At 36.9% G+C, this 24,157-nt stretch carries 17 protein-coding genes; 11 read left to right on the top strand and 6 right to left on the bottom strand.

Annotated elements, in window-relative coordinates:
* Window positions 1–178 precede the first annotated feature (178 nt).
* The 3 genes from A3EM_RS41395 to A3EM_RS0103420 form a co-directional block, all read right to left on the bottom strand.
* Complete coding sequence (locus A3EM_RS41395; RefSeq protein WP_020526764.1) at window positions 179–1,024, bottom strand: PASTA domain-containing protein; 846 nt, start codon at window positions 1,022–1,024, stop codon at window positions 179–181.
* A 57-nt stretch (window positions 1,025–1,081) separates the two neighbouring features.
* Complete coding sequence (locus A3EM_RS0103410; RefSeq protein WP_020526765.1) at window positions 1,082–3,772, bottom strand: D-alanine--D-alanine ligase family protein; 2,691 nt, start codon at window positions 3,770–3,772, stop codon at window positions 1,082–1,084.
* A 456-nt stretch (window positions 3,773–4,228) separates the two neighbouring features.
* Window positions 4,229–4,726 carry a hypothetical protein gene (locus A3EM_RS0103420; protein ID WP_020526767.1) on the bottom strand — a complete coding sequence of 166 codons (498 nt, stop codon included), beginning with the start codon at window positions 4,724–4,726 and terminating at the stop codon, window positions 4,229–4,231.
* Window positions 4,727–4,956: 230 nt separating this feature from the next.
* Between A3EM_RS0103420 and ispF the strand changes: the two genes are divergently transcribed.
* The 5 genes from ispF (at window position 4,957) to A3EM_RS0103445 (ending at window position 8,557) form a co-directional block, all read left to right on the top strand.
* Window positions 4,957–5,433, top strand: a complete 477-nt coding sequence (ispF, locus tag A3EM_RS0103425; protein WP_020526768.1) for a 2-C-methyl-D-erythritol 2,4-cyclodiphosphate synthase — start codon at window positions 4,957–4,959, stop codon at window positions 5,431–5,433.
* Window positions 5,434–5,538: 105 nt separating this feature from the next.
* Entirely contained in the window at window positions 5,539–6,684 is a 1,146-nt protein-coding gene (locus tag A3EM_RS0103430) for an iron-containing alcohol dehydrogenase (protein WP_020526769.1), read from the top strand.
* Window positions 6,685–6,837: 153 nt separating this feature from the next.
* Window positions 6,838–7,281 (top strand): PepSY-like domain-containing protein, encoded by a 444-nt coding sequence (locus A3EM_RS0103435; RefSeq protein WP_020526770.1) that lies wholly within the window; start codon window positions 6,838–6,840, stop codon window positions 7,279–7,281.
* 116 nt (window positions 7,282–7,397) lie between these two features.
* Window positions 7,398–8,054: a DUF6567 family protein gene (locus tag A3EM_RS41400; protein ID WP_044237084.1), complete on the top strand. Its 657-nt coding sequence runs from the start codon at window positions 7,398–7,400 to the stop codon at window positions 8,052–8,054.
* 176 nt (window positions 8,055–8,230) lie between these two features.
* Complete coding sequence (locus A3EM_RS0103445) at window positions 8,231–8,557, top strand: nucleotide pyrophosphohydrolase (protein ID WP_020526772.1); 327 nt, start codon at window positions 8,231–8,233, stop codon at window positions 8,555–8,557.
* Window positions 8,558–8,743: 186 nt separating this feature from the next.
* On the opposite strand, the gene asnB is transcribed toward A3EM_RS0103445, so the two are convergent.
* Window positions 8,744–10,639 carry an asparagine synthase (glutamine-hydrolyzing) gene (asnB, locus tag A3EM_RS0103450; protein ID WP_020526773.1) on the bottom strand — a complete coding sequence of 632 codons (1,896 nt, stop codon included), beginning with the start codon at window positions 10,637–10,639 and terminating at the stop codon, window positions 8,744–8,746.
* A 311-nt stretch (window positions 10,640–10,950) separates the two neighbouring features.
* Between asnB and A3EM_RS0103455 the strand changes: the two genes are divergently transcribed.
* Window positions 10,951–13,023: a M13 family metallopeptidase gene (locus A3EM_RS0103455; RefSeq protein WP_026210078.1), complete on the top strand. Its 2,073-nt coding sequence runs from the start codon at window positions 10,951–10,953 to the stop codon at window positions 13,021–13,023.
* Between the two features lie 185 nt (window positions 13,024–13,208).
* Here A3EM_RS0103455 and A3EM_RS0103460 read toward each other — a convergent pair whose 3' ends face one another.
* Complete coding sequence (locus tag A3EM_RS0103460) at window positions 13,209–15,593, bottom strand: TonB-dependent receptor (RefSeq protein WP_020526775.1); 2,385 nt, start codon at window positions 15,591–15,593, stop codon at window positions 13,209–13,211.
* 347 nt (window positions 15,594–15,940) lie between these two features.
* Here A3EM_RS0103460 and A3EM_RS0103465 point away from each other — a divergent pair, with 347 nt between their 5' ends.
* The 3 genes from A3EM_RS0103465 (at window position 15,941) to A3EM_RS0103475 (ending at window position 19,322) form a co-directional block, all read left to right on the top strand.
* Entirely contained in the window at window positions 15,941–16,975 is a 1,035-nt protein-coding gene (locus tag A3EM_RS0103465; RefSeq protein WP_157637719.1) for a sensor histidine kinase, read from the top strand.
* A gap of 91 nt (window positions 16,976–17,066) precedes the next feature.
* The gene (locus tag A3EM_RS0103470) at window positions 17,067–17,837 is read left to right on the top strand and encodes a LytR/AlgR family response regulator transcription factor (RefSeq protein ID WP_020526777.1); all 771 of its coding nucleotides are present in this window, start codon (window positions 17,067–17,069) and stop codon (window positions 17,835–17,837) included.
* Window positions 17,838–18,107: 270 nt separating this feature from the next.
* Window positions 18,108–19,322 carry a hypothetical protein gene (locus A3EM_RS0103475; RefSeq protein WP_020526778.1) on the top strand — a complete coding sequence of 405 codons (1,215 nt, stop codon included), beginning with the start codon at window positions 18,108–18,110 and terminating at the stop codon, window positions 19,320–19,322.
* A 224-nt stretch (window positions 19,323–19,546) separates the two neighbouring features.
* Here the strand turns inward: A3EM_RS0103475 and polA are convergent, their stop codons facing one another.
* On the bottom strand, window positions 19,547–22,357 hold the full coding sequence (gene polA / locus A3EM_RS0103480; protein WP_020526779.1) for a DNA polymerase I: 2,811 nt from the start codon (window positions 22,355–22,357) through the stop codon (window positions 19,547–19,549).
* Between the two features lie 84 nt (window positions 22,358–22,441).
* On the opposite strand from polA, the gene A3EM_RS0103485 reads away from it, so the two are divergent.
* A complete protein-coding gene (locus A3EM_RS0103485) occupies window positions 22,442–23,428 on the top strand; it encodes a 2-dehydro-3-deoxygalactonokinase (RefSeq protein WP_020526780.1) in 987 nt (328 codons plus the stop codon).
* Window positions 23,425–24,081 (top strand): bifunctional 4-hydroxy-2-oxoglutarate aldolase/2-dehydro-3-deoxy-phosphogluconate aldolase, encoded by a 657-nt coding sequence (locus A3EM_RS0103490; RefSeq protein WP_020526781.1) that lies wholly within the window; start codon window positions 23,425–23,427, stop codon window positions 24,079–24,081. Before A3EM_RS0103485 ends, A3EM_RS0103490 begins: the two co-directional genes overlap by 4 nt.
* Window positions 24,082–24,157: the final 76 nt, after the last annotated feature.

Below are 24,157 nucleotides of genomic sequence, written 5' to 3' on the forward strand. Positions count from 1 at the left end.
ATTAAAAGGTTGCTATTGCTTCCCAACCCTTTATTTAAAAAATCCTAATGAAGTGATTTAATATATTAGACAGTTGAAATACCCCTTTCGCTAAAACTAATGTTTTTAATTTTCAGCAATTACCAAATGAATCTGTTATAGCTGCTACACAAATAATTCAGTCCATAAGGAAAATTCACTATTTATCTTCTTTTCCTTCCTCCAGGGTACCCTCCTCTGCTTCTTCTCCAATTACATTTTCTGGGTAATATCCAGACACCCACAAGTCCATTAAGGCTCCTTTTTTAATCACGGTTCCCCTCTCCGGCTCAGGGCTCTGCCTGATAATTTGCCCTATTTCTACACCAACTGTATCAATATACTCAATCTGACCTACCTTCAGACCAATTCCTAAAAGGAATAATTCCACCTCGTCCAGGGGCATTCCCACTACTTCAGGAATACTCAATTCATCTCTTCCCAACCCATTACCAGCATAAATTTTAATTTTTGTACCCTGTTCCACCATATAACCTTCCTGTAATTCCTTCTTGGAGAGAATTTCTCCATTTACTTCCACTTTCAATACAGTGTTTACATATTTATCCGGGATGTATTCAATTTTACCTAATTCCAGATCGGCACTTTTTAAAATTCGTGCAGCACTTTTCACAGTTCCGTCAATTATATCAGGAATTTTGGTTTTTGGAGCATTCACTTTATTGACTGTGAGGTAAATTTTCCGGTTTATTTTCACCTTTTCATTGGGGGCAGGATGTTGCGCCAAAACAGTGAGTGGAGGAAACTCAGAGGAATAAGTGGAATCGGCAATAAAGTAGCCCAAATCCTTCCCGGAAAGATCTTCCATCGCCTTTTCTACCGGATTTCCTGTAACATCAGGAACCGTAATTGACTGTCCGCTATTGGTGGCTTTTGGCAAATACCAATAAAAGAAACCACCCACAATACCTGCTGTTAATATCAGGATAATCAGGATATTAAGCAACAATCCCAATTTTGTGTTTTTACCTAAAATACCTATCATAACTATTGAAAATCAGGCAAAATGCCATTATTCTAAATCAAATCATTTACTGTAGCATCAATTCACCGATTCGATGCCAAAGGTTAAAATATTATCTATAAAATCGTAAGGTTTGTACTGATTTATAGCAGCCTGATGAAAAATACAGGTAGCCGGAGTCATTCCGGGCAACGAATTTACCTCAATAACAATAGTCTCTACCTTATCCGGGTAAATTCTTACAAAGGCATCGATTCTGGCATAACCCGTTACATTTAGAATTTCCGCTGTTTTTTGCAAAGTTTTCCTCACTTCCTGAGAAATAAAACTATTTCTTTCCGGATTTTTACTAAATCTTGCCGGAGTGATATTTTGTCCCTCTCCAGCGAGAAATTTTTCCTCCAACGAAAGAATATCTCCACTTGCCAGGGCTTCGGAAGGTTCGAATATTTCATAACTCACCTTGCCATTTTCAATATTGGTGAGAAGACCTCCCGTAATTTCCAAAAAGTGGTCTGCCTCCGCTTTGGTAATTAATTCTTCAACCAAAATATAAGCCTTCCGGGGAAATTCTTCATTTCGGTGTAAGCCCAATACTTTAGAAGGCGCTGGAGCTATATCAATACTCTCTCTAAAAATTAATTCGGAAAATGCCTCCAGTTCTGCTCTGTTATTTACCTTTTTTACCGCTGAGCTACATCCATCATCAGCTGGTTTTGCAATAAATGGATAAGGGAACTCACGCTCCACAGCATCAATAAACTCAGTCCGGTTTGCCTGAAATTCTTCCTTGTAAAATAATTTATGTCTGGCTACACTGATTCCGTTTTCCTTTAAAATCTCATTGGTTTTGTATTTATCAATGGTGATTTTTGAGCTATCAGCACTAGAACCATTATGGGGAATTTTAAGTTTTTCCAATTCTTCCTGCACTTCCCCATCTTCTCCAGGCCTTCCATGCAAAGCAATAAAAACCACATCCACCAGCTCTTTCAATTTGTGGTAATCAATTCTTTCCGGCTGAAAATATACCTCTCCCACATATTTATTGGTAATGCCTTTCGCATCTTCAATATTTTCAAGAATAGTTTCTGGCTTTTCCGTAGTAAATGCAGCCGCAATTTTATCCTTTATATCATCGGCATTATCCTTCAACATGATGTTGATTGGTGTAATGTATAATTCGTGGTTTCCGGCTGATCCTGTTAGGAAAATGGGAATTGGCTGATATTTTTCGGAAGAAGAAAGTTTTTCATAAATGTTCCGGCCACTTTCTATGGATATATGTCTTTCAGAAGAATAACCTCCCATGATTACCCCCGCCTTCATTTTCTCCTTTTTATCCTTGTGAAGCGCCAGAATTTCCGCATCCAGCGTCCTTAATTGTGCTTTAATTTCATGCCCATTTTTCCCGGACTTCACCCTTTCTGCCAGTGATGTTCTGATGATATAAGTGAGAAATTGTGAAGGGTTTAAACCAATTTCAGCCGCCTGATGGAAAAAGAATGACGAAGGCAACATGCCCGAAGTAGTATTCGGATCATTTAAAAAAACCTTGCCTTCATTTGTGAGAAACCCATCAATTCTGGCATAAACATTAAAGTGAAGCATTTTAAATAACTTCCGGCATTCATCCTGAATTTTTCGAATATTTTCAGATGAAGTATTCACCGGAGTAAGCTTCCGTGACATTCCGGGCAGGTATTTTGACCGATAGTCGAATACCTCCTCATATTTAATAATTTCCGTAGGTGGAAGGGGAATAGGCTCTCCTTCTTCATTCTGAATGATGATACAGGAAAATTCCTGGCCACCGATGAAAGTTTCAAACAGCACCGCTTCCTCACTGTCTCTGGATTGCAGCACTACTGTGTCTGTATGGTGATAAAAATAATCATCCAGTTTTTTCAACAATTCCTCCGGATGATAAATCAATTCTATATTTAAAATATCAGACTTGGTGGAAAAAAATACCGGCATACCTATGCCCTGTCTGATATCAATGAGTTCCTGTAAAAATTTTATTTTTTGTTTGTCGGAAAATCCTGACCATTTTTTGTACTCAATTTCCTCTACAAACAAAGCCCTGTTCACTGCTTTTACAAACTTCTCCGGATTATTTTCAGTGATAATTGAAACGCCAATGGAAGAACCCTGCTGGGCAGCTTTTACCACCAGGGGTAAGCCCATTCTTTCCTGCAATTCTGCAAAAAATTCTTCATGATCTTTTTCCAGCCATTTGTCTTTACCGATATGCTCGGCTCCTGGTTTGGTAAATTGCAGACTTCGGGAAAGGTCACTCTGGGTGATTTTATTTATACCAATAGCCGATGGCAAAATTCCCGAACCGGAATACGGTATTTTATACCATTCCAACAACCCCTGAATACTTCCATCTTCACCATAAGGTCCGTGAAGTGCTAAAAAAGCGAAATCGAATAAGGATGAAAATTCTGAAGGCTGAACCTGTCTGCCTACTTTTGAAATAATTTCATCAAGTTCCTTTTTAGATAACTCCCCAAGCGACTCGATATAAGTCTGGAAACCATGAGGAGAATCGGGCAACTGGCTGGCCGGGGGGTAAAAATCCCTGATAGTTCCTTTATAAATATATTCCCAATTCAGTAAAATAAAGTTTCCAAGACTATCTACAAATATGGGTACAGCATCAAAAAGACTTTTATTCAGATTGTCATAAACTGTTCGTCCTCCTGCAAATGATACTTCCCTCTCTCTTGAAAGGCCTCCAAAAAAAATCCCGATTTTCATTCCTGCAAATATAAGTTATATCCCTACGGGTATTAAATTAAAAAATCAGCCACTGCTTTGTAGTTTCCTGAAAACTGCTTTAATACAGTTGCTTTTAAAAAATTGCTAACTAGTTGAGTGTTTTATTTGAGCTATTTGCACACAAAGTTAGAACAAAAAGGAATTGGGCAAAAAATGAACCACCCAAATATTCAAATCTGTAACGAAGGAAATTATTCGGTGGTTTATAAGTACCAGTACTTTTTTGATATTGAGTAATTTCAGTTCAATATCAATTTCGTTACAACAACTCAAATGAATGTTAATGTGGTCCAACTACCGATATAAGCACCAGTGCTATTATTTCCGAGAAATAGTAATCTCTCTATCAGCCTTTTATGGCAAAATAATTCACGGTTAATTTTGAATTACTACTTTAAGTAAAAATACCAGGAATTTGAGAAAAACTGGTCTGATCTACATTTCCGAACGGACAAACCCTTCTTCAGTACCAAAGAAAAAGCTCAGGTGTTTGTTTTTTAAAATGAATTCCTGCAATGCCTCACTAGTTTCAAATTCTTCTCTGATGTAGTTGGATAGCGGAAAGAGCACAAAATTATCTTTATCGGTAATTTCAATTTTATGCAGGTAGTATTCCTCATCCTCCTCGGCAGAAGAATTGAAAACACACAAAAAGATTTCTCCATCCAAATTATTCAAAGTGCCCTCATATAGGGTAATTTCGAAGGCATCTTCCTCAGGATTGTAGGCATTTTCTACAATTTTATATTTCCTGTCAGAAGATTTTTCAATGATATAATAAACCTCTTCTTCCTCGGCTTTTTTCCATTTCCCCAGAAGGTCCTGGTTTACCAGGTCACCATGAGCACTGATGGGAACCAGAGACTTATACGGACAGCCAGTACAAATTAAAAGTATGGCTAAAATATAGATTAAATTTTTTAGGTATTTCATTAGCGCAAATGACTAAACAGCATTATGTTTATGCAAAATTTTAGGTTTGAGGACTAAATTGTAAATTTTGGGAAACCTACCTATTTCTCCAATAGGCCTTTTTTTCCTTATTCATTAAGTCAATCAAGACCTATAAAATTAGTAAATAAAAATTTAATCATTTTTGATCAAACAGGGTTTTGTATAAACAAGAATAAATTTATACTTCCTCCTTATCGAATTTAGATATTATGAAAATTAGAGTTGGACAGGGTTATGATGTACATAAACTGGAAGAAGGGGCAGATTTTTGGCTTGGTGGCATAAAAATACCCCATACCCACGGGGCAATTGGGCATTCCGATGCGGATGTACTCATCCACACCATTTGTGATGCCCTTCTGGGTGCGGCAAATATGCGTGATATAGGTTTTCACTATGCAGATACGGATCAGAAATTTAAAGGAATTGACAGTAAAATTTTGCTCAAAGATGTAGTGAGAATGGTGAAAGAAGCCGGCTATGCAATCAGTAATGTGGATTCTACCATTTGTTTGCAAGCGCCAAAAGTGAATCCCCATATTCCGGACATGAAGAAATGCCTGGCCGGTGTGATGGATTTGGATGAGGAGGATATTTCCATAAAAGCTACTACTACAGAAAAGCTTGGTTTTGTAGGGAAAAAAGAGGGAGTTGCAGCTTTTGCAGTGGTGCTTATCACCAAATAAGGTTGAATAATAAGCGCATTTTTGGGGAGAAATGGTGAAGTAATTTTTCAACAATCAGTTACAACGATAATTATTTAAAATAAAACACCCACTACTTTTTATATTATGGACTTTTCCCAAAGATACTCTTACAGTTTCCCCACAAATATCCGCTTTGGAGCCGGGGTAATTGATGAACTTCCAGCGCATTTAAAAAATAAAAAAATCCGAAAACCACTGGTAGTTACTGATGGTACTGTAAAAGAATTACCTTTTTTCAAATCCATTATAGTTGACCTGGATAAAAGTGGCATTCAGGGAGTCGTATTTTCCGAAATGCAAAAAAATCCCGTCAAAACTGATGTTTTAAATGGTGGGGATGTTTACCATGAAAATAAATGCGATGCCATCATAGGATTAGGAGGAGGAGCTCCTCTGGATGTGGCCAGAGCCATTGCACTTAGGGTAAATCACACCAGGGATTTATTCGATTATGATGATTTATTGGATGGCTGGAAACTGGTTACCAATGAAGTTCCTTATTTTGTGACTATTCCAACCAATGCGGGCACAGGCAGCGAAGTAGGCAGAAGTACAGTCATTTCTGAAGATGAAAGCCATAAAAAAAGGGTATTATTTGCTCCTCAGTTGCTTGCCAGTCAGGTTTTTGCAGATCCATTGCTTACCATGGATTTACCTCCATTTTTTACAGCAGCAACGGGAATGGATGCACTTTCCCACAATGTAGAAGCCTTCCTGGCAAAAGGTTTCCACCCTATGGCCGATGGCATTGCATTGGAAGCCATTAGCTTAATTGCAGAGAGTATAGAAAAAGCCACTTTCAGTCCTGATACTGAATCCAGAAGCAAAATGCTCATTGCCTCACTTATGGGAGCTGTTGCTTTTCAAAAAGGCCTGGGAATTATTCACTCTCTGGCACATCCACTTTCCACGATTGTTGATGCTCACCATGGAACGGCTATCAGCCTGATGTTCGGACATGGGCTGGAGTTCAATACGCCTGGAAATGAGGCTAAAATGAAAAGACTGGCTGAAGCCTTAAAAATTGCAGACCCAGAAACTTCTGTATCTGCACATATTATGCATTTAACTCAAAAACTGAATTTGCCTCAGAAAATAAGTGAAATTGGGGTGAAAAGTGACCATATTGCTCCGCTGGCACAGCTGGCTTCTGAAGATTTCTGTTTGCCCTGTAATCCAAATCCAGCCACCAAAGAAGATTTTATAAGTATCTACCAAAAAGCTTTATAACAGCAGCGTAATTTTTTATTTGGGAAATATTATCTTTAATTTAAGATAAATTATTACTCATATTTAACTACCTGCCTAATTTTGAAATAACCCTTATTTTCAGAATAAGGTAATTTTTTAAACCCGAAATACTAAAAACCAAACCCAAAAATTATGAATCCAAAAATCATTGCTTCGGCATTTATTTTTTTCCTCATTTGTACTTTTTCATGTGCTCCAAAAACTGAAAAAGCAGAAGTCGTAATTCCTGAGGAAATTAAGCAAAAAATCAGTACCACTATTGGAACTGAAGCTCCTGAAATTAAGATTAAAAATTATTACGCAGTGGAGGTTGGCGATGGCCCCGGTGAAAAAGAATATTTGTTTAATGATGAAGGGAATCTCATTTACTCTAAAATTGAATTGGAAACCAGAGAAGTACCTGAATACATCAAGACCACTGTAGAAGAGAAGTTTAAAGATTTCACTATTGATGAACTGGAGGTTATTGAATCTGACTATGGTACGTTCTACGAATTGGAAATCAAAAAAGGAGAAGAGGAATTAGAACTTACTTTCGACCTGGATGGCAATTTATTGCGAAGTGTGGAAGATTAAAAATTTAAAAATGCTCTAAAAAACAGGCTTTACAGCCTGTTTTTTTATTTATTATTTTGAATAAATATCAATTCATAGATTATTATTGCGAATATTTACAATTCAATAAAATAGCTATGAATAAAATAATTCAATTTTCATTTCTTTTAGCTTTCTGTTCTTCATGCGCTTTTCACAATGGCATGATGACTGGAAATGCAGTATTAAGCAACAACAATTTTAAAGTAACCGGAGTAACCACCAGCAGTGCGCAAACTACAAAAGTTTTAGGCATAGGGGGACTGAATAAAGAAGCCCTGGTTTATGAGGCGAAAATAGGATTGTATAAGGGCATCAATTTAAAGCAGGGAGAGGCCTTAGCTAACATTTCTGTAGACTGGAAAAATGCATTTTACATTCTGTTTTCCAAAACTACATTGACACTTTCAGCAGACATCATACAATTTATGGACGAGCCAGTTGATAAAGAAGAATTGGTTTTGCCCCTGAATAGCGATAAGGAAAATAAAAAAACAAATGCAAATACCACAAGTGAAATAGATATTGAACAGTATAAAATACCTGCAGAATTAATGGGTAAATCAAGCTATGGTTTTGAAATTGGGGAAATCGTTGAATTTAAAAATAACTTTAAAACAACTAGAGGAAGAGTGACTAATTTTTACAAAAGGGGAATGTTGGAAGTGAAGTTTTTTGATGAAAACATGGTTTCGCATACCAAAAAGATAGCTTTCGATAAGTTGCACAAAACTGAGAATAACACTGCTAAATAATTATTTCTAATCATTTTCTAACCTCTGATAATTTAAAGCCCTGGATGACAAGCTTTTGAATTGCCTAAATGATTAAGCCTTCAACCCATGATAGATTCCCTTCCTTCTTTTTAAAAACAAACTATATTTGAGTGTAGATTTAAGCTAATCTTAATGATTTATAAAATACAAAAACAATGACAATAGAAGAAGCGCAAAAAGTAGTGGATGAATGGATAAATACAACTGGAATCCGGTACTTCAATGAATTGACCAATACGGCTATTTTGATGGAAGAAGTGGGGGAAGTAGCCCGAATTATGTCCCGAAAATATGGGGAGCAATCTTTTAAAGAATCGGATAAAAAAGTGGACCTGGGAGATGAAATGGCTGATGTGCTTTTTGTATTGATCTGCCTTGCCAACCAAACAGGAATTGATTTAACAGACGCATTGAAAAAGAATTTGAATAAAAAAACCAAAAGAGATTCCGACAGGCATAAAAATAATGAGAAGTTGAGATAGAGCTTGTTTCAGCACCCCCTCTTCACCTAGCTTAAGTATAAACAAAGCGACTACTTAGGCTTTCATAACAATTTGGGAGTTTGCCACATCCATTCCCCACTAGTTACAAACTAGACTTTATTTTTAGGCTAAAGTTGCAAACTTTAGCCAGCGGTGGTGCTATGGACGAGAATACATAAACACCCCTCAACTCCTAAATTTCCTCCACCAGTGTTGCAGGGCCAGAATTCCCCAAACCTGGTTCTGGTCGAAATTATTAGTTTTGAAAATGGTTTTCTTTAAGTTTTGAATGTATTCCGGCTTAAAAAGTTTTTGCTCCCTGATAAAATCTTCTTCCAGACACTCATTTTCTATCCAGTTTCTAAGTTCTTTTTTATATCCTTTGGCTAGTGGAACATCAAATCCTTTTTTCGGTCTGTTGTACAATTCTTGGGGTAAAAGTTCTCTTACGGCATCCTGAAGGATTCGCTTTTTCATCCCCCCATTTATTTTATATGAAGCGGGCAAAGAAAAGGCAAAATCTACTACTCGATGATCCAAAAATGGCACTCTGACCTCCAAACTATGCGCCATGGACATGGAATCCACCTTATGGAGCATGTCATTGGTGAGTAATAATTTGGCATCGGCAAATAATACCTCATTAAAATCCTTCCCTTTTATGGAGCTTAAAATTTCACTTTTCCTATCCAGATACCCATTTTGATCAATTTTTTCCATTACTTCTGGCAACAAAACTCCTCTGGCAGCACTTTCTTTTTGCCAACTGCTTAAGTACCAGTATCGCTCCTCCGGGGAATGTGTCATGCTTTCGGCAAAGCGGTGCATTTGCCTGAATTTATTGCCCAAATAAGAATTTCTTGTTTTAGGCAAAGCATTCAATACTGGCAAAGCTGTTTTGAGCATTTGGGCGGCAAATCCATTTTCCCTGGCCTTAAATTCTCCCTTATATTTGTTATAGCCTGCAAATATTTCATCCGCTCCATCACCTGAAAGTGAAACTGTAACTTTCTGCCTGGTTTTTTTACTTAAAATATAAAATGGAATGGCTGAGGAATCGGCAAATGGTTCTCCATAAAAATCAAGCAAATTGAAGATATGATCGAAAAAATCATCAGTGGTAAGCTTGAAAACTGTATGGTTGGTTTTGTACTTTTCTGCCACCAGGTTGGCATACCTGGTTTCATCAAACAGGGGTTCGTCCCGATAACCCACAGAGAATGTATTAAGTTTATCGGTAAATTTGGAAGCCAGCGCCACTACGGTAGAAGAATCAATTCCCCCACTTAGGAAAGCACCAAGCGGCACATCGGAAATCATTCGGTCATGCACTGATTGTTCCAATAATTCCAGTAAGCGTTTTTTAGATTCTTCGTAACCCAGATAAGCCAGTTTTCCTTCTTCCTGATAGGGAATTTCGTAATATTTCCGGATAGAGACTTCCTTCTTTTTAATCCTGATATAATGCCCGGGCAGGAGTTTGTGCGTGTTTTTATAAATGGTTTTGGGAGCAGGGATATAGTTAAACTGTAAGTATTGGAAGATACTGGTATAATCCACTTCCAGCTCCAGATTGTAGGCCATCAAACCCCTCATTTCAGAGGCAAAAATTAATTTATCATCATCCAGGTAGTAGAAAAATGGCTTTATGCCATACCTGTCCCTTGCCAGAAAAAGCTCATTCTCTGCCTTATCATAAACTGCAAACGCAAAAAAGCCATTGAGTTTTTCCAGACATTTTTCTTTTTCATGTATATATAAATAGAGTAATACTTCAGTGTCTGAATGAGAATCGAACCGTACACCCTTGCCCTCAAGCTCTTGCCTCAGTTCGCGAAAATTGTAAATTTCTCCATTGAAAACTATGGTATATCTTCCGGAATGATCGGACATTGGCTGATGGCCATGTGCCGACAGATCGATAATAGAAAGCCTTCTATGCCCCAGCCCTACGTAATAATCGCTAAATAGCTTGCCGGCATCTGGTCCGCGATGTTTCTGGATTTCGTTCGATTGGTGGGTATTTATAGAAAAAAATCGTCCAATCTCATTGAAGGCATAAATACCTGTAATTCCACACATAAGTTAAAAAAATAGTAAGGACTGGTCCTAATTGTTATTAAGATACTAAAAAAATCTTGCCCCCTAAACGCACGACTAACATAAATTAGTACTATTTAAAGTACTGTATTTTAAAGATTAAAGATATAAATCAGTAAACGCCTTTCGTAAAAAAAGGATTAAATTTAACCGCTGGCAATTTATATTTTCCTTTCCAACAAATCTATCTTTATTCGATTTATCAAAATGTATATTTTTATCACAAAAAACTATTAACATCAAATCATGAATTGATCAGAAGTAAAGATCTGATGATTCTAAATGTAAACACAATGAATAATACAAAATTAAAATTTGCGATAATTCCGGCTTTGGTCATTGGCCTTTTTGCCAGTTGTAGTACCAAGCAGGGAACTGAAAAAGAAACACAGGTTTCAGGACTGAATCTGGAAAACATGGATTCTACCGTAAATCCCGCTAACGATTTTTTCATGTTTGTAAATGGAAACTGGATAAAAAACACAAAAATTCCAGGAGACCAGGGAAGATGGGGCAGTTTCAATGAATTGCGAGAAGACAATAATGAAGTGGTTTTGAATGTATTGGAAAATGCAGTAAAAAGCGGGAAATACCCAGCAGGAAGTGACCAGTTAAAAGCAGCTGATTTCTTTGCCAGTGGCATGGATTCTGCTCTTTCTGACCTGACCGGGGTTACACCTCTAAACCCGATGTTTGATAAAATTGAGGCCATTAAAAATGTACAGGACTTACAGGCTTACCTGGCTGAAGATCAAACTTATGGGGGAGGTTCATTTTTTGGATTTGCCATTTTTCCTGACCTTAAGGAAAGCAGTGTAAATGCCGCTTATCTGGGACAGGATGGTCTGGGTCTTCCGGAAGTAGATTATTATACCAAAACCGATGACAGGTCCGTAGAAATCAGAGAGAAATATGTGGATCATATTTCCAGGGTTTTCCAAATGAAAGGCATGGATGCATCCAAAGCCCAGACCGAAGCTCAAAAAATTCTGGAGCTTGAAACCAGACTTGCCAACGCTTCCATGACCATTGAGGAAAGAAGAAATATTCCAGCGCTTTATAATAAAATGTCAATTGAAGGGGTAAGCCAACTCACTCCGTCTATTGATTGGTCAAAATATTTTTTGGATATGGGACTATCTACCGTTCCTGATACCATCATTGTGATGCAACCAGATTTTCTTCAGGAATTTGACAAAGTAGTTAATACAGTGCCAGTATCTACATGGCAGTCTTACTTAAGCTGGCATCTGCTAAAAGGGGCTTCCCCTTACTTAAATGATGACTATCAAACAGCAAACTTCGATTTTTACTCTAAAGAATTAGGTGGCTTGGAACAAATGAAACCCAGATGGAAAAGGGTATTACAAACCACCAGCGGGTTTATGGGAGAAGCCATAGGGAAATTATATGTGGATGAGGTTTTCCCCCCTGAAGCTAAAGCCAAAGCGCAGGAAATGGTGGAAAACATAAAGGAAGCCTACAAAATCAGAATCAAAAATCTGGACTGGATGTCTGATGCGACTAAAGAAAATGCCCTGAAAAAAGTAAATACCATGCGGGTAAAAATTGGCTATCCTGATAAATGGAAGGATTATTCCGCACTGGAAGTTGGGGTTGGACCGGAAAAAGGATCTTATATCCAAAATGTGATGAATGCGGCCAAATTCGATTTCCAGAAAGATTTGGAAAAATATGGTAAGCCTGTGGATAGAGAAGAATGGGGTATGAGTCCGCAAACGGTAAACGCATATTACAATCCACTTAATAATGAAATTGTATTTCCCGCTGCTATTCTCCAACCTCCATTTTATAATTACAAAGCTGATGAAGCTGTGAATTATGGTGGAATTGGAGCAGTGATTGGCCATGAAATTTCCCACGGATTTGATGACCAGGGAAGCAGATTCGATGCGGTGGGAAATATGGAAAACTGGTGGCAGGAAGAAGATTCGAAAAACTTTCAGAAAAGGACAACGAAATTAGTTAATCAGTTCGATGCCTTTGAGCCTATTAAAGGGGTAAGAGTGAATGGCAGGCTCACCCTTGGCGAAAATATTGGCGATTTGGGTGGCGTACAGGCAGCTTACGATGGTTTAAAACTCTTTTATGAGAAAAATGGTAAACCTGAACCAATGGATGGTTTCACTCCTGAGCAAAGATTCTTTATTTCCTGGGGAACCATCTGGAGAATAAAATTCAGGGATGAAACTTTAAGAACACAGGTTACTACAGACCCACATTCTCCGGGAATGTACAGGGCAAATGGACCTTTATCGAATATGGAAGATTTTTATACCGCTTTTAATGTGACGGAAAATGATGGGATGTGGCGTCCTGATAGTGTAAGAGTGAAGATTTGGTAAGGTCAAATTTAACCTCGTAAAAGTTTATTAATTCAGTTGTAGAATAATCAAACTTCAATGCTAAATTAATATCCTTAACTGATCTATTTAGCATTGTTCCTGTATTATTAAAGGCAAAAAATTTATATTAAGTAAAAGCCACCAGTTCAGCAATTGAAATGGTGGCTTTTTTACTTAGATTTATGCTAAAACAAAATCCTATATTGAGGTACGGGGAATATGCCTAATTGATATTGTTTGGTAATGGCATTTGTTCTTGGATTGAAACTTTGCCTGTAAATATTTTCCCTGTTGGTGACATTCTGAATATCCAAAGCAAATTCTTGTGTAGATTTTTTCTTATTCATTCTGAAGGCAATCTTCACATCTGTTCTAAAATAATCATCGTATTGCTGAGAAAAGGCATCCTCATTATTTAAAATTTCTTCCCCTTCAGCAATTGACTTTTCTAAATCGATCGGAGTATAATATCTCCCTCCTGCAGAGGTCATTTTCAGGTCAATGGCCAACACATTATTTTTGTTTCCAATTCTCCATTCTTTTCCCCCCAATAAATTAAATACATAGTTTCCATTAAAAGCAGTATTTCTTCTCACATTATCACTTCCTGTATATTCTGAATTAAATAGTGAAGTAGTGGCCAGGAAATAATAGTTTTTACTAAAAACTTTTTCCAGCGTTAATTCCAGGCCATAATTCCAGCCTTCTCCCCCATTTACCAGATTATCATTGTCAGGGGTGCCAAACTCTGCACCTGCATTCAACATGGAAAAAGAGCTTGGAAACCTTTCTACAGGTGCATTATCCAGCTTTTGATAATAACCCTCTGCTTTCAGCCTGAAATCCGGAAAAATCCTGAAATCATATCCCAGTACAAGATGATGGCTCTGGGTAAAATCCATATTTTCATTCAGGCTGGCTGTACTTCCATCAGGCAATTCGGTTTGCGTGTAGTAGGTAGGTAATGGCTGAATCTGATGGTGAAACCCATAACCAAAACTAATGGTTTGCCTTGAATTGATGTCATATTTTAGCCCTAACCTTGGCTCAATAGCGTTACTACTGCTCAACGTAAAATACTGATAATGAAGCCCTGCATTTAAAACCAGATCCTGGGTAAATTTGTGTTGCCAGGTAGAATAAGCGCGCAACAATGTGCTATAACCACTACCCTTTTTAATGGTAAACCAGCCATTTTCGGTTAAGGTACTGTCGGCAAAACTGATATCGTATACATCAGTAATTACCCCAGCTACCAGATTATTCTTAGCATTAAATTTATGGTTAAACATGAGGTGAGCACTGTAGGTATTTTGTCTCAGGTTTATGCTATTATTTCTGGTAATAAAATCCCGGTCCACTATGCTAATGGAATCGATGAGTACTTCCTCCTTTTGGTGGCTTGCCGCTACAGAGAGTTTATAGGAGGTATTGGGACTAAAGAAATAAGTATGTGAAATCCCCAAAACGCCTGTGTTGGTTTTATTGTAAATATCTATATTTTCATCTCCGTAAAGATCATTTTCACTTTCCTCATCCAGATTTACTTCACTTCCCAACAATTCAATATTACTTTTTCCCCAAAGTCCAAATACCGTAAACGTTCCGGATTTTTCAGTGGGGAGATTCAGTTTAAAATTCAAATCCTGATATTCCGGAACTGCTGTTCCGGTTCCGAAATTTATCCCTATAGCTTTGAAAACTCCAAGTGTAGAATATCGATAATTAGCCACATAAGAAGCATTGGAGTTTTTGGAAAACGGACCTTCAGCGCCAAATTCAAATCCGTTGAATCCTACCTGACCTAAAAATTCTCTTTTTGCATTATTCCCATTTTTCAATCTCAAATCAAAAACACCAGCAAGGGCATTGCCATATTCCGAAGGGAAAGCGGAAGTCATAAAATCGGATTTTGCCAGCGTATTGTAATTGAGCATACTTACTGGTCCGCCCGTGCTGCCAAAAGATGAAAAGTGATTTGGACTTGGGATATCTATTCCCTCTAATCTCCAAAGCACACCATTCGGGGAATTTCCTCTCACGATAATATCGTTTCTGGCATCATTTGCCCCACTTACTCCGGCAAAGTTGGTTGCCATTCTTGCCGGATCATTTCTGCTTCCTGCGAATCGGGAGGTTTGTTCCATATCAAAAGTTCTTGCACTAACTACCGCAAGGTCATTATTTACTTCGGGAATATCTCCCCCAGCCATTACTGTTACTTCTTCCAGGCTGGTTACGCTTTCTATCAGTTCAAAATTAATCTGAGTTTCCTTGCCGGAAACCACCAAAATATTGAGGGCTGAAATTTCCTCAAAACCAATGGCAGTAACTTTTAAACCAACCCGCCCAATTGGCACATTTTTAAGAGTGAAATAGCCATTAGGATCAGTAGAACCTCCTATTAAGGGATCTGAGCCTAAAATAACCACCGTAGCTCCAATAATTGGAGATTTGGCATCCTTATCAATTACCTTCCCTCTTATGGTTTGTACGCTTTGGGCATCCGCCAAAAATGAAATCAGAAATAATACAACTATAATTAATTGGGCTTTTAATTTAAATTTCATCTGTTTAGAATTTTAGAAATGAGATGTAACAGGTTTGAAAAAAAATGATTGATTGTTTTCCAGTATTTTTACAGATGTTGCAGTGATTATGGTTTTGGCAAACCTACCCGGTTCAAACTTACGATGAGAAAAGAAAATGGTTGAATAGTATGAAAAAAGTAATGAAACGTTTTTGCTATAAGGCAGAATGAAAATCTTTCTGTTTTTTAGCTTTTCCCCACTTTCCGACAGTACAGCTATTTATTTCTACTATTCAATTCCGGAATTATCATTTTCAACTATCCCTAATTTTCAGGAAATAATTAATTAGTTAAATTGGAACTGTAATTAGATTTAGACTACTGATCATGATGAATAAATACATCAATCTATTAACAAAAGAAATAGTACTCCGGCATATCGGAATAGTAGTAGTCAGTTTACTTTTACCCCTTTTCCGTAGTGAGCATATGGGGAATATGGGCTATTGGAAAACAGTGCCAAAAGCCATTGTCTTCACTGCGATTTTTTGGGAAGGCACCTGGGCCATAATTTTTTGGTTCAGGCGAAAATATCCCCACTTTGAGCAAACTTCCAGGAGAATAATGATGACTATTATTTCCTGCATAGTATTCATTTTTATCTCTGATATTTTGTTGTGTGCCATTATTGCGGTAATCCTTGGGGAACCCATTAAGCTTTTCGAAAAATTGGGAGAGCATGCCTTCTTTAACCTTTCAATTACTGCATTTATTGGGGTGATTTATGAAAGCTCCTATTTTTTCAGAAATTGGAAAAACTCCGTTTTAATTGCTGAAAAATTAAAAACACAACAACTCAAAACTGAAGTTGCCGCCTTAAAAAACCAGTTGAGTCCGCATTTTTTATTCAACAGCCTGAATACCCTGGTCACTCTTATAAATGAGGACACCCGGCAGGCCACTAGTTTTACAGAAAAGCTTTCGGAAGTATACCGGTATATTTTACAAAATAAGGACAAGGAACTGGTGACGCTGGAGACTGAACTTCAGTTTATTAAGTCTTACGTTTTTTTATTAAAAATGAGATTTAAGGATAATTTTCAAATAGAATGTGATATTCCATCCGAGCACCAAAAGGATTTTATTGCACCGCTTACTTTGCAAATGCTTGTTGAAAATGCGGTAAAACACAATATTATGTCTACAGCTAAGCCCCTGAATATTTTTATCACCATAGAAAATGGGAAAAGTATCGTAGTAAAAAATAATTTACAACAAAAGTCTGTGGTGAATCATTCAACCAAAACCGGACTGGAAAACATCATTAAAAGGTACAAATACCTGAGTAATCAGGCTGTGGATGTGGTGGTAACTACAAGTAACTTTATTGTAGCTTTGCCCTTAATAAAACTAACCAGGTAAAAAGAAGCCATGTTTTATCACATGATCATTTCATTTTCAGTAAGTTACATCAAGGTTTAGCAATAATTATTTAGTCTATTTACGTCATCAAATGAAGGTATTATTAATAGAAGATGAGGCTCCAGCAGCAAGAAGGCTTAAAAAATTAATATCGGAAATTGATCCTGAATTTGAGGTACTGGATATTATTGATAGTGTGGAAGACGCAGTAAAATGGTTGAATATTCACCAGCATCCCGAACTTGTTTTCATGGATATTCAATTGGCTGATGGCCTAAGCTTTGAGATTTTTGAACAGGTGAAAATTACACAGCCTGTTATTTTTACCACCGCATATGATGATTACATGCTTCAGGCATTTAAAGTCAATAGTATTGATTATTTGTTGAAACCCATCAATAAATATGAGCTTCTAAAAAGCATAAAAAAATTAAAGGAGATAAAACAGGCTTATACTGAAGAGCCAAAACCTGCTATTGATATTTCTGCACTTATAAATTCTTTAAAACAACCTTCTAAACAATTCAAATCCAGGTTTTTAGTCAAAATTGGAGATAAATTAATTTCCGTTCCTGAAGAAGAAATTGCTTATTTCACTGCTGAGGATAAATCGGTACTTTTAGTAACTTCTAAAAACAAAAGATTTGTAATGGACTACACTTTGGATGAACTGGAACAGCAACTCAACCCTGATAAATTTTTTAGACTCAACAGACAATTCCTGGCCAGAATTACCGCAATTAAAGAAATCCAAAATTATTTTAATGGAAAATTAATTGTTTTTCTTAAGCCTGAATCCCCTCAGAATGTTACAGTCAGTAGGGAAAAGAATCCGGCATTTAAAAAATGGCTTGATGAATAAATGGAAAAAATGCTGTTTAATTTCCTTCCTGTGTTAATCCCCTGCCCCTGATTTTTCAAAAATAAATTTTCTTGGAACTTCTCATTAGTCTCCAATTAATTTTTCTTCCTTAAAATGCTATACAGGCCAGATATTTGGAGCTGTGGAATTGAGTGTTATTTTTGAAATAATTATTTAAAATCGGAGTTCAAAAAAACCTGGATAATCACTTTCAATTATCTCTCAATCATGATTATTATATACTAAAAAACCAGCTTATCCTGCTTTAATATGATTCAAAAATTACTTTTAGCCACTATCCTATTTTTCAACTTCATAACTCCATCCTCTGCCCAGGATTCCGAAAATCAATTGAGAGGAATTTGGGAAAATGCAGAAAAGCAACTTCAGCTTACACTTTCGGAAAACAACACCTATGAATTTCTTCTGGCAGATGGGCAAAAAGTTCTCTCGAAATTTTCAATAGATAATGGTTTCCTGATATTGGAAGATCCTGGAAAAGGAGTGAATCTCAATTATTATATTGAAGAACTCAACGAAGAAAAGCTACAATTACTGGATAATAATGGCAGCCCTATTCAATTTGAGAGAAAATTGAATACCAGAAAAACAACTGCGAATATTTCAAAAAATTCCAATTCCACCTCTCTCCATAACCACTACAAACAATCTGGAAGATATACCCTTTCAGAAAATGAAGTGCAGGCCTATGTAAATTTCATAGAATTTGTGACTGGAAATGCGATTTCAAATGAAAATAAAAACAAACTTATTCATGATAGTGAGCGGGAATTTGCCATTAATCCTCGTAATATCTTAAAGGAAACACATAGTTTTCATGTAAAAATGCGAAGTGCATATTACTTAAAAGATCCACTTCAAATTGCTTCATTAAAAAATTCCTATGCAGCGCAAGCCCACCTGCATTTTGAACAAAATGACATGGATTACCTTTCCACCGTGGGTAAAATTGTGAATGACCAAAATCTGGTTCTGGCCTTTGACAAACAATATAATCTGCTGCTCACCCATACTAACCTCAACCATTTTATTGAGTATCTTTTATTCTTAAATAACCTCCAGGTAATTCCTGAACCAGTTTCTAAACAAGAAATTGAATTATTTAAAGACAGGCTTATTCAGGATTTTTCTTCTTTACCTTTAGACATGAAAAAAGTGGTGAGTTATGGTACGATTATAAAAAATACGATTGTTGAAAACTGGGAAAACCTGAGCAATAAGGATAAAATAATTTTCTCTGCAAAAGTAAATGAACAATTGAAGGCGAAATATATGACCGGGCAAACCAATGCAACAGCAAGTAGTTCAAAAAGTTATATCGAGCAAAAAAAGGAAGTTGTGGAACTCTCCCAAAACATGTGGAAGCTTCTTCAAAACTACTCCCTTTCCGACTATAACAAGCATCTGGATATCATTACCCAGCTTGGAGGCACAAGGATTTACTGGGAGGTTAGTGATTTTTAATCTTCCTTATTTACTTGTCTAAAAAATTTTTGCGGCAAAATATCATTTCCTAAATATTTGCGTTAGCTATCCGTACTAACACTACTAAAATTAAAAACCACTTTAGAAAATTCATAACAATTAGCATTCGCTAAAATTATCTTAGAAAATTATCTTGTTTACATAAAAACCTGTCTGGCAATCCAGACAGGTTTTTATTTTTTACCTGGTTCTTTTTAGAAAATTCAATGTGCTTCGAGCCAGTTATTCCCAGTTCCTACTTCTACCACCAAAGGCACCTCAATTTCCAGCGCTTTTGTCATCAATTCCGGAATTTTCGTTTTCAATAATTCCAATTCACTATTATGCGCATCGAACACCAATTCATCGTGTACCTGCATAATCATTTTGGATTTCAGGTTCTCTTTTTCCATCCAATCGTGAATATTGATCATGGCCAGTTTAATCATATCTGCAGCACTACCCTGTATTGGTGCATTAATCGCGTTTCTTTCAGCAAATCCTCTTTGGGTGAAATTCCTTGAATTGATATCTCTCAAATATCTTCTTCTCCCCAGAATAGTTTCTACATATTCATTTTCCCGGGCGAAATTAATTACTTCATCCATGTATTTTTTGATCGCAGAAAACTCTTCAAAATAGGCATCGATAATGGCAGAGGCTTCTTTTCTGGGAATATTTAACCGCTGAGATAATCCAAAGGCTGAAATGCCATAAATAATCCCGAAGTTGGCTGTTTTCGCCTTCCTCCTCATTTCACTATCAACTTCTTCAAGGGCTACCTTATTCAGTTTACTCGCTGTGATGGCATGAATATCTTTCCCTTCTCTAAAAGCCTGTATCATCACTTCATCTTTGCTAAAAGCGGCCATTATCCTTAATTCTATCTGGGAATAATCCGCAGCTAAAAGGGTAAAATCATCTCCTCTCGGTACAAATGCTTTTCTTATTTCCCTGCCTCTATCCGTTCTAATCGGGATATTTTGCAAATTAGGATTGGTAGAACTTAACCTACCAGTAGCTGCCACTGCCTGATTATAAGAGGTATGAATCAATCCATCTTTGGCACTAATCATTTCCGGCAGCGCATCTACATAAGTGGATTTTAATTTTTGCAACTGCCTGTAATCCAATATATCCTGTACAATTTTATGGTCATTCGCCAAAGTCACCAGAATTTCTTCACCAGTAGCATATTGACCAGATTTTGTTTTCTTGGGCTTTTCTATCAATTTGAGTTTATCGAATAGAATTTCTCCCAATTGTTTTGGTGAAGCCACATTAAATTCCTGACCGGCTTGTTCAAATATTCCCTTTTCCAGCGTAATCACATCGGCCTGAATTTCTTGGGAAAATGCATTTAAGGCCGCTTTGTCTATTTTTACACCATTTTCTTCAATCCTTGCCAATACATTCACCAAAGGATTCTCCACTTCTTCAAATAACTTCCTGACCTTTTTCTCATCCAGGATAGGATCGAAATAATGCTTGAGTTGCAAAGTAATATCAGCATCTTCCCCGGCATATTGGCAAACTTCAAGTGGGTTGGCATCCCGCATATTCCCTTGTTTTTTGCCTTTTTTACCAATAAGGGTTTCAATAGAAACAGGTGTATAATTCAAATAAGACTCTGCCAACACATCCATATTATGCCGCATGTCAGGCTCAATCAGGTAATGCGCAAGCATGGTATCAAATATTTTCCCTTTCAGATTAACGCCATAACTATCCAGCACAATTCTGTCATACTTCACATTTTGCCCAATTTTGGTAATCTTCTCATTTTCAAAAACCGGTTTGAAAATATCTACAATCTTTTGGGCCTCCGTTTTATCTGCAGGGACAGGAATATAATAAGCTTCAGAGGGGACATATGAAAAGGAAATACCTACAAGTTCCGCTTCATATGGATCAACTGAAGTGGTTTCTGTATCAAAACAAAACTCTTTTTGAATGCTTAAAAAATGAACCAGTTCTTGTTGTAATTTTTCAGTATCTACTAATCTGTAATCATGTTCAGTAGTGTCAATTGTCAGCTTTTCAGCGGGAATGGCTGGAGCTTCCTCTTTATCTGCAGAAGTAGCAGGCGTATCACCGAATAAAGCAGTTTGAGTTCCTGCCCCGGTTGCTACCTTTTTGGTCGCTTTTTTTGTTTTAGTTTCCTCACCAAAAATTCTCCTGGAAAGGGTTTTGAACTCCAACTCATCAAATAAAGCTTTTACTGCTTCTTGGTTAAAGCCCGAATATGCCAATTCTTCAATATTACATTCTACCGGCACTTCGGTATTTATGGTAGCCAGTCGTTTGGAAAGAATAGCCTGCTCGGCATTTTCAATTACCCTTTCCTTTTGTTTACCTTTCAATTTATCTGCATTGGCAATAATGCCTTCTACCGTATCATATTCGGCTAATAATTTTTGTGCTGTTTTTGGCCCGATTCCTGGAATTCCAGGGATATTATCCACCGCATCTCCTTGTAAGCCCAACATATCAATTACCTGATCAATTCGCTTGATGTTCCATTTCGCCAATACTTCAGGTATGCCCATTACATCTACACCATTCCCCATAAAAGCCGGTTTATACAAATAAACATGCTCAGTAACCAATTGCCCGTAATCTTTATCAGGAGTCATCATAAAAACCTCCATTTCCTCAGAACCACACTTTTTGGCAATGGTGCCAATCACATCATCTGCTTCAAAACCTTCTTTTTCAAGTATGGGGATTTGAAAAGCTTGTACCAGTTTTTTTACATAGGGAATAGCTACAGTAATATCTTCGGGCTGAGCTTCCCTTTGCGCCTTGTATTCCGGAAACTCCACATGCCTGAAAGTAGGACCTGGCAAATCAAAGGCAACACCTAAATGGGTTGGTTTTTCCTTCCTGATAATTTCCCAAAGCGTATTGGTAAAACCCAAAACCGCCCCAGTATTCATTCCTGCAGAGTTAATTCTTGGGTTTTTACTAAAAGCAAAATGCGCACGGTAAATAAGCGCCATGGCATCCAAAAGGAAAAGTTTTTGAGAAGGCATAAAATCTATTTCTTAATTTGTGACTAGATTTGAAAAAAATGATTTGTAAAGCTAAAAAATAAGCCTATATCTTTTGGGATAAATATGAATAAATTCATTTTAAGTTGCGATTGGGGCACCTCCAATTTCCGATTGAGGTTATGGAATAATGAGGCCAATGCTGTAGAGGGAGAATTTAAAAGTGATAATGGTATTCACAAAATATCTTCTCAAATAAATGAAGGGGATAATTCCGCAACAAACAGGACAATATACTTTAAAGAATATTTGAAAACAGCATTAGGCAACCTTTCTGAATCAACGGGGCAAAATATTGATCATATTCCCATTATTGCCTCCGGAATGATTTCTTCCTCCATCGGAATGAAAGAGTTGCCATATTCCACCTTACCCTTCGATATTTCTGGTAAGTCTTTGGAAAATCATTTCATTCAGGCAGATACTGATTTTCCTCACGATTTACTGATCATTTCCGGAGTATGTAATACCAATGATGTAATGCGTGGTGAAGAAACTGAATTAGTTGGCATAGCCACAACCTTAAAAAGTGAGTTAGAAAATTTGGTTTTCATAATGCCCGGAACTCACTCCAAGCATATTTATGTAAATAACGGAAAGGTAGTTGATTTTCAGACTTTCATGACCGGGGAAGTTTTTGCGCTCCTTACTCAAAATAGTATTTTAAAGAACTCTATCTCCCCTACTGATAATCAACCTATAGAAAGTTATAAAAATCACTTTATTGACGGGTTGTCTCAATCATTGGAGAAACCGATATTACAAAGTTTATTTTCAGTAAGAACCAACCAATTATTTAAAAGGAAAAATCTTACCGAAAATTATTTTTACCTTAGCGGAATTTTAATTGGCTCAGAACTAAAGGCGATTAAATCCACAACATCGCAAAAAGTTATTTTTTGCTGTAATGGTAAAATGAAGGCGCTCTATAAATTTGGGGCAGAAAAGTTAGGTTTAACAGACTCATCCGTATTTTTATCAGCACAAGAAATGGATTTGGCAGCCTGTAGAGGACAATATACAATTTACCAAAAAATCATTGCTAAAGCATGAAAGAACATGAATTTTCATGGGAGTTATTCGAAAAACTACCCATTATCGGAATTCTCAGAAATTACACAAGGGACGAAATAAATAATATTTTACCAGTCTACCAAGAGGCAGGTTTTTTCAATATTGAAATTACCATGAATACTCCTGGAGCGGTTGAACTGATCAGGCATGCATCCAAAAATTACGGTGGTGTTTTAAATGTGGGGGCAGGCACAGTTTGTAATACCAAGGAACTAGAATCTGCTTTAAAAGCCGGAGCCCAGTTTATCGTTTCCCCAGTGGTAGACGAAGACTTAATTCAGGATTGTGTAGAGAGAAAAATTCCCGTTTTTCCTGGAGCATTTACCCCTACCGAAATTTATCAGGCCTGGACCTTTGGAGCATCCATGGTAAAGGTTTTTCCGGCAACCAAGCTTGGTTTAACTTATATCAAAGAAGTTAAAGCTCCTTTAGACCAAATAAAACTATTGCCTACCGGTGGAGTAAACCTGGATAACTTCATCGAATTCCTTGAAGCCGGTTCAAGCGGCCTGGGTATGGGTGGCCAGCTTTTCAAAAAAGAATTTATCCAAAAAAATGACTGGGATGGTTTGAAAAACTACTTGCAACAATTCGTAGCTATTTATAGTGACTACAAAAGTCAGCAAAAATAAATTGAATTTTTTCTGGCATTCTTAAGTTTATGGAGGAGCAAATGTTTAATTTTCATATTTTAATTACCTCCACCAT

The organism is Flexithrix dorotheae DSM 6795, assembly GCF_000379765.1.
In the GTDB taxonomy this organism is placed as follows: Bacteria; Bacteroidota; Bacteroidia; order Cytophagales; family Flammeovirgaceae; genus Flexithrix; species Flexithrix dorotheae.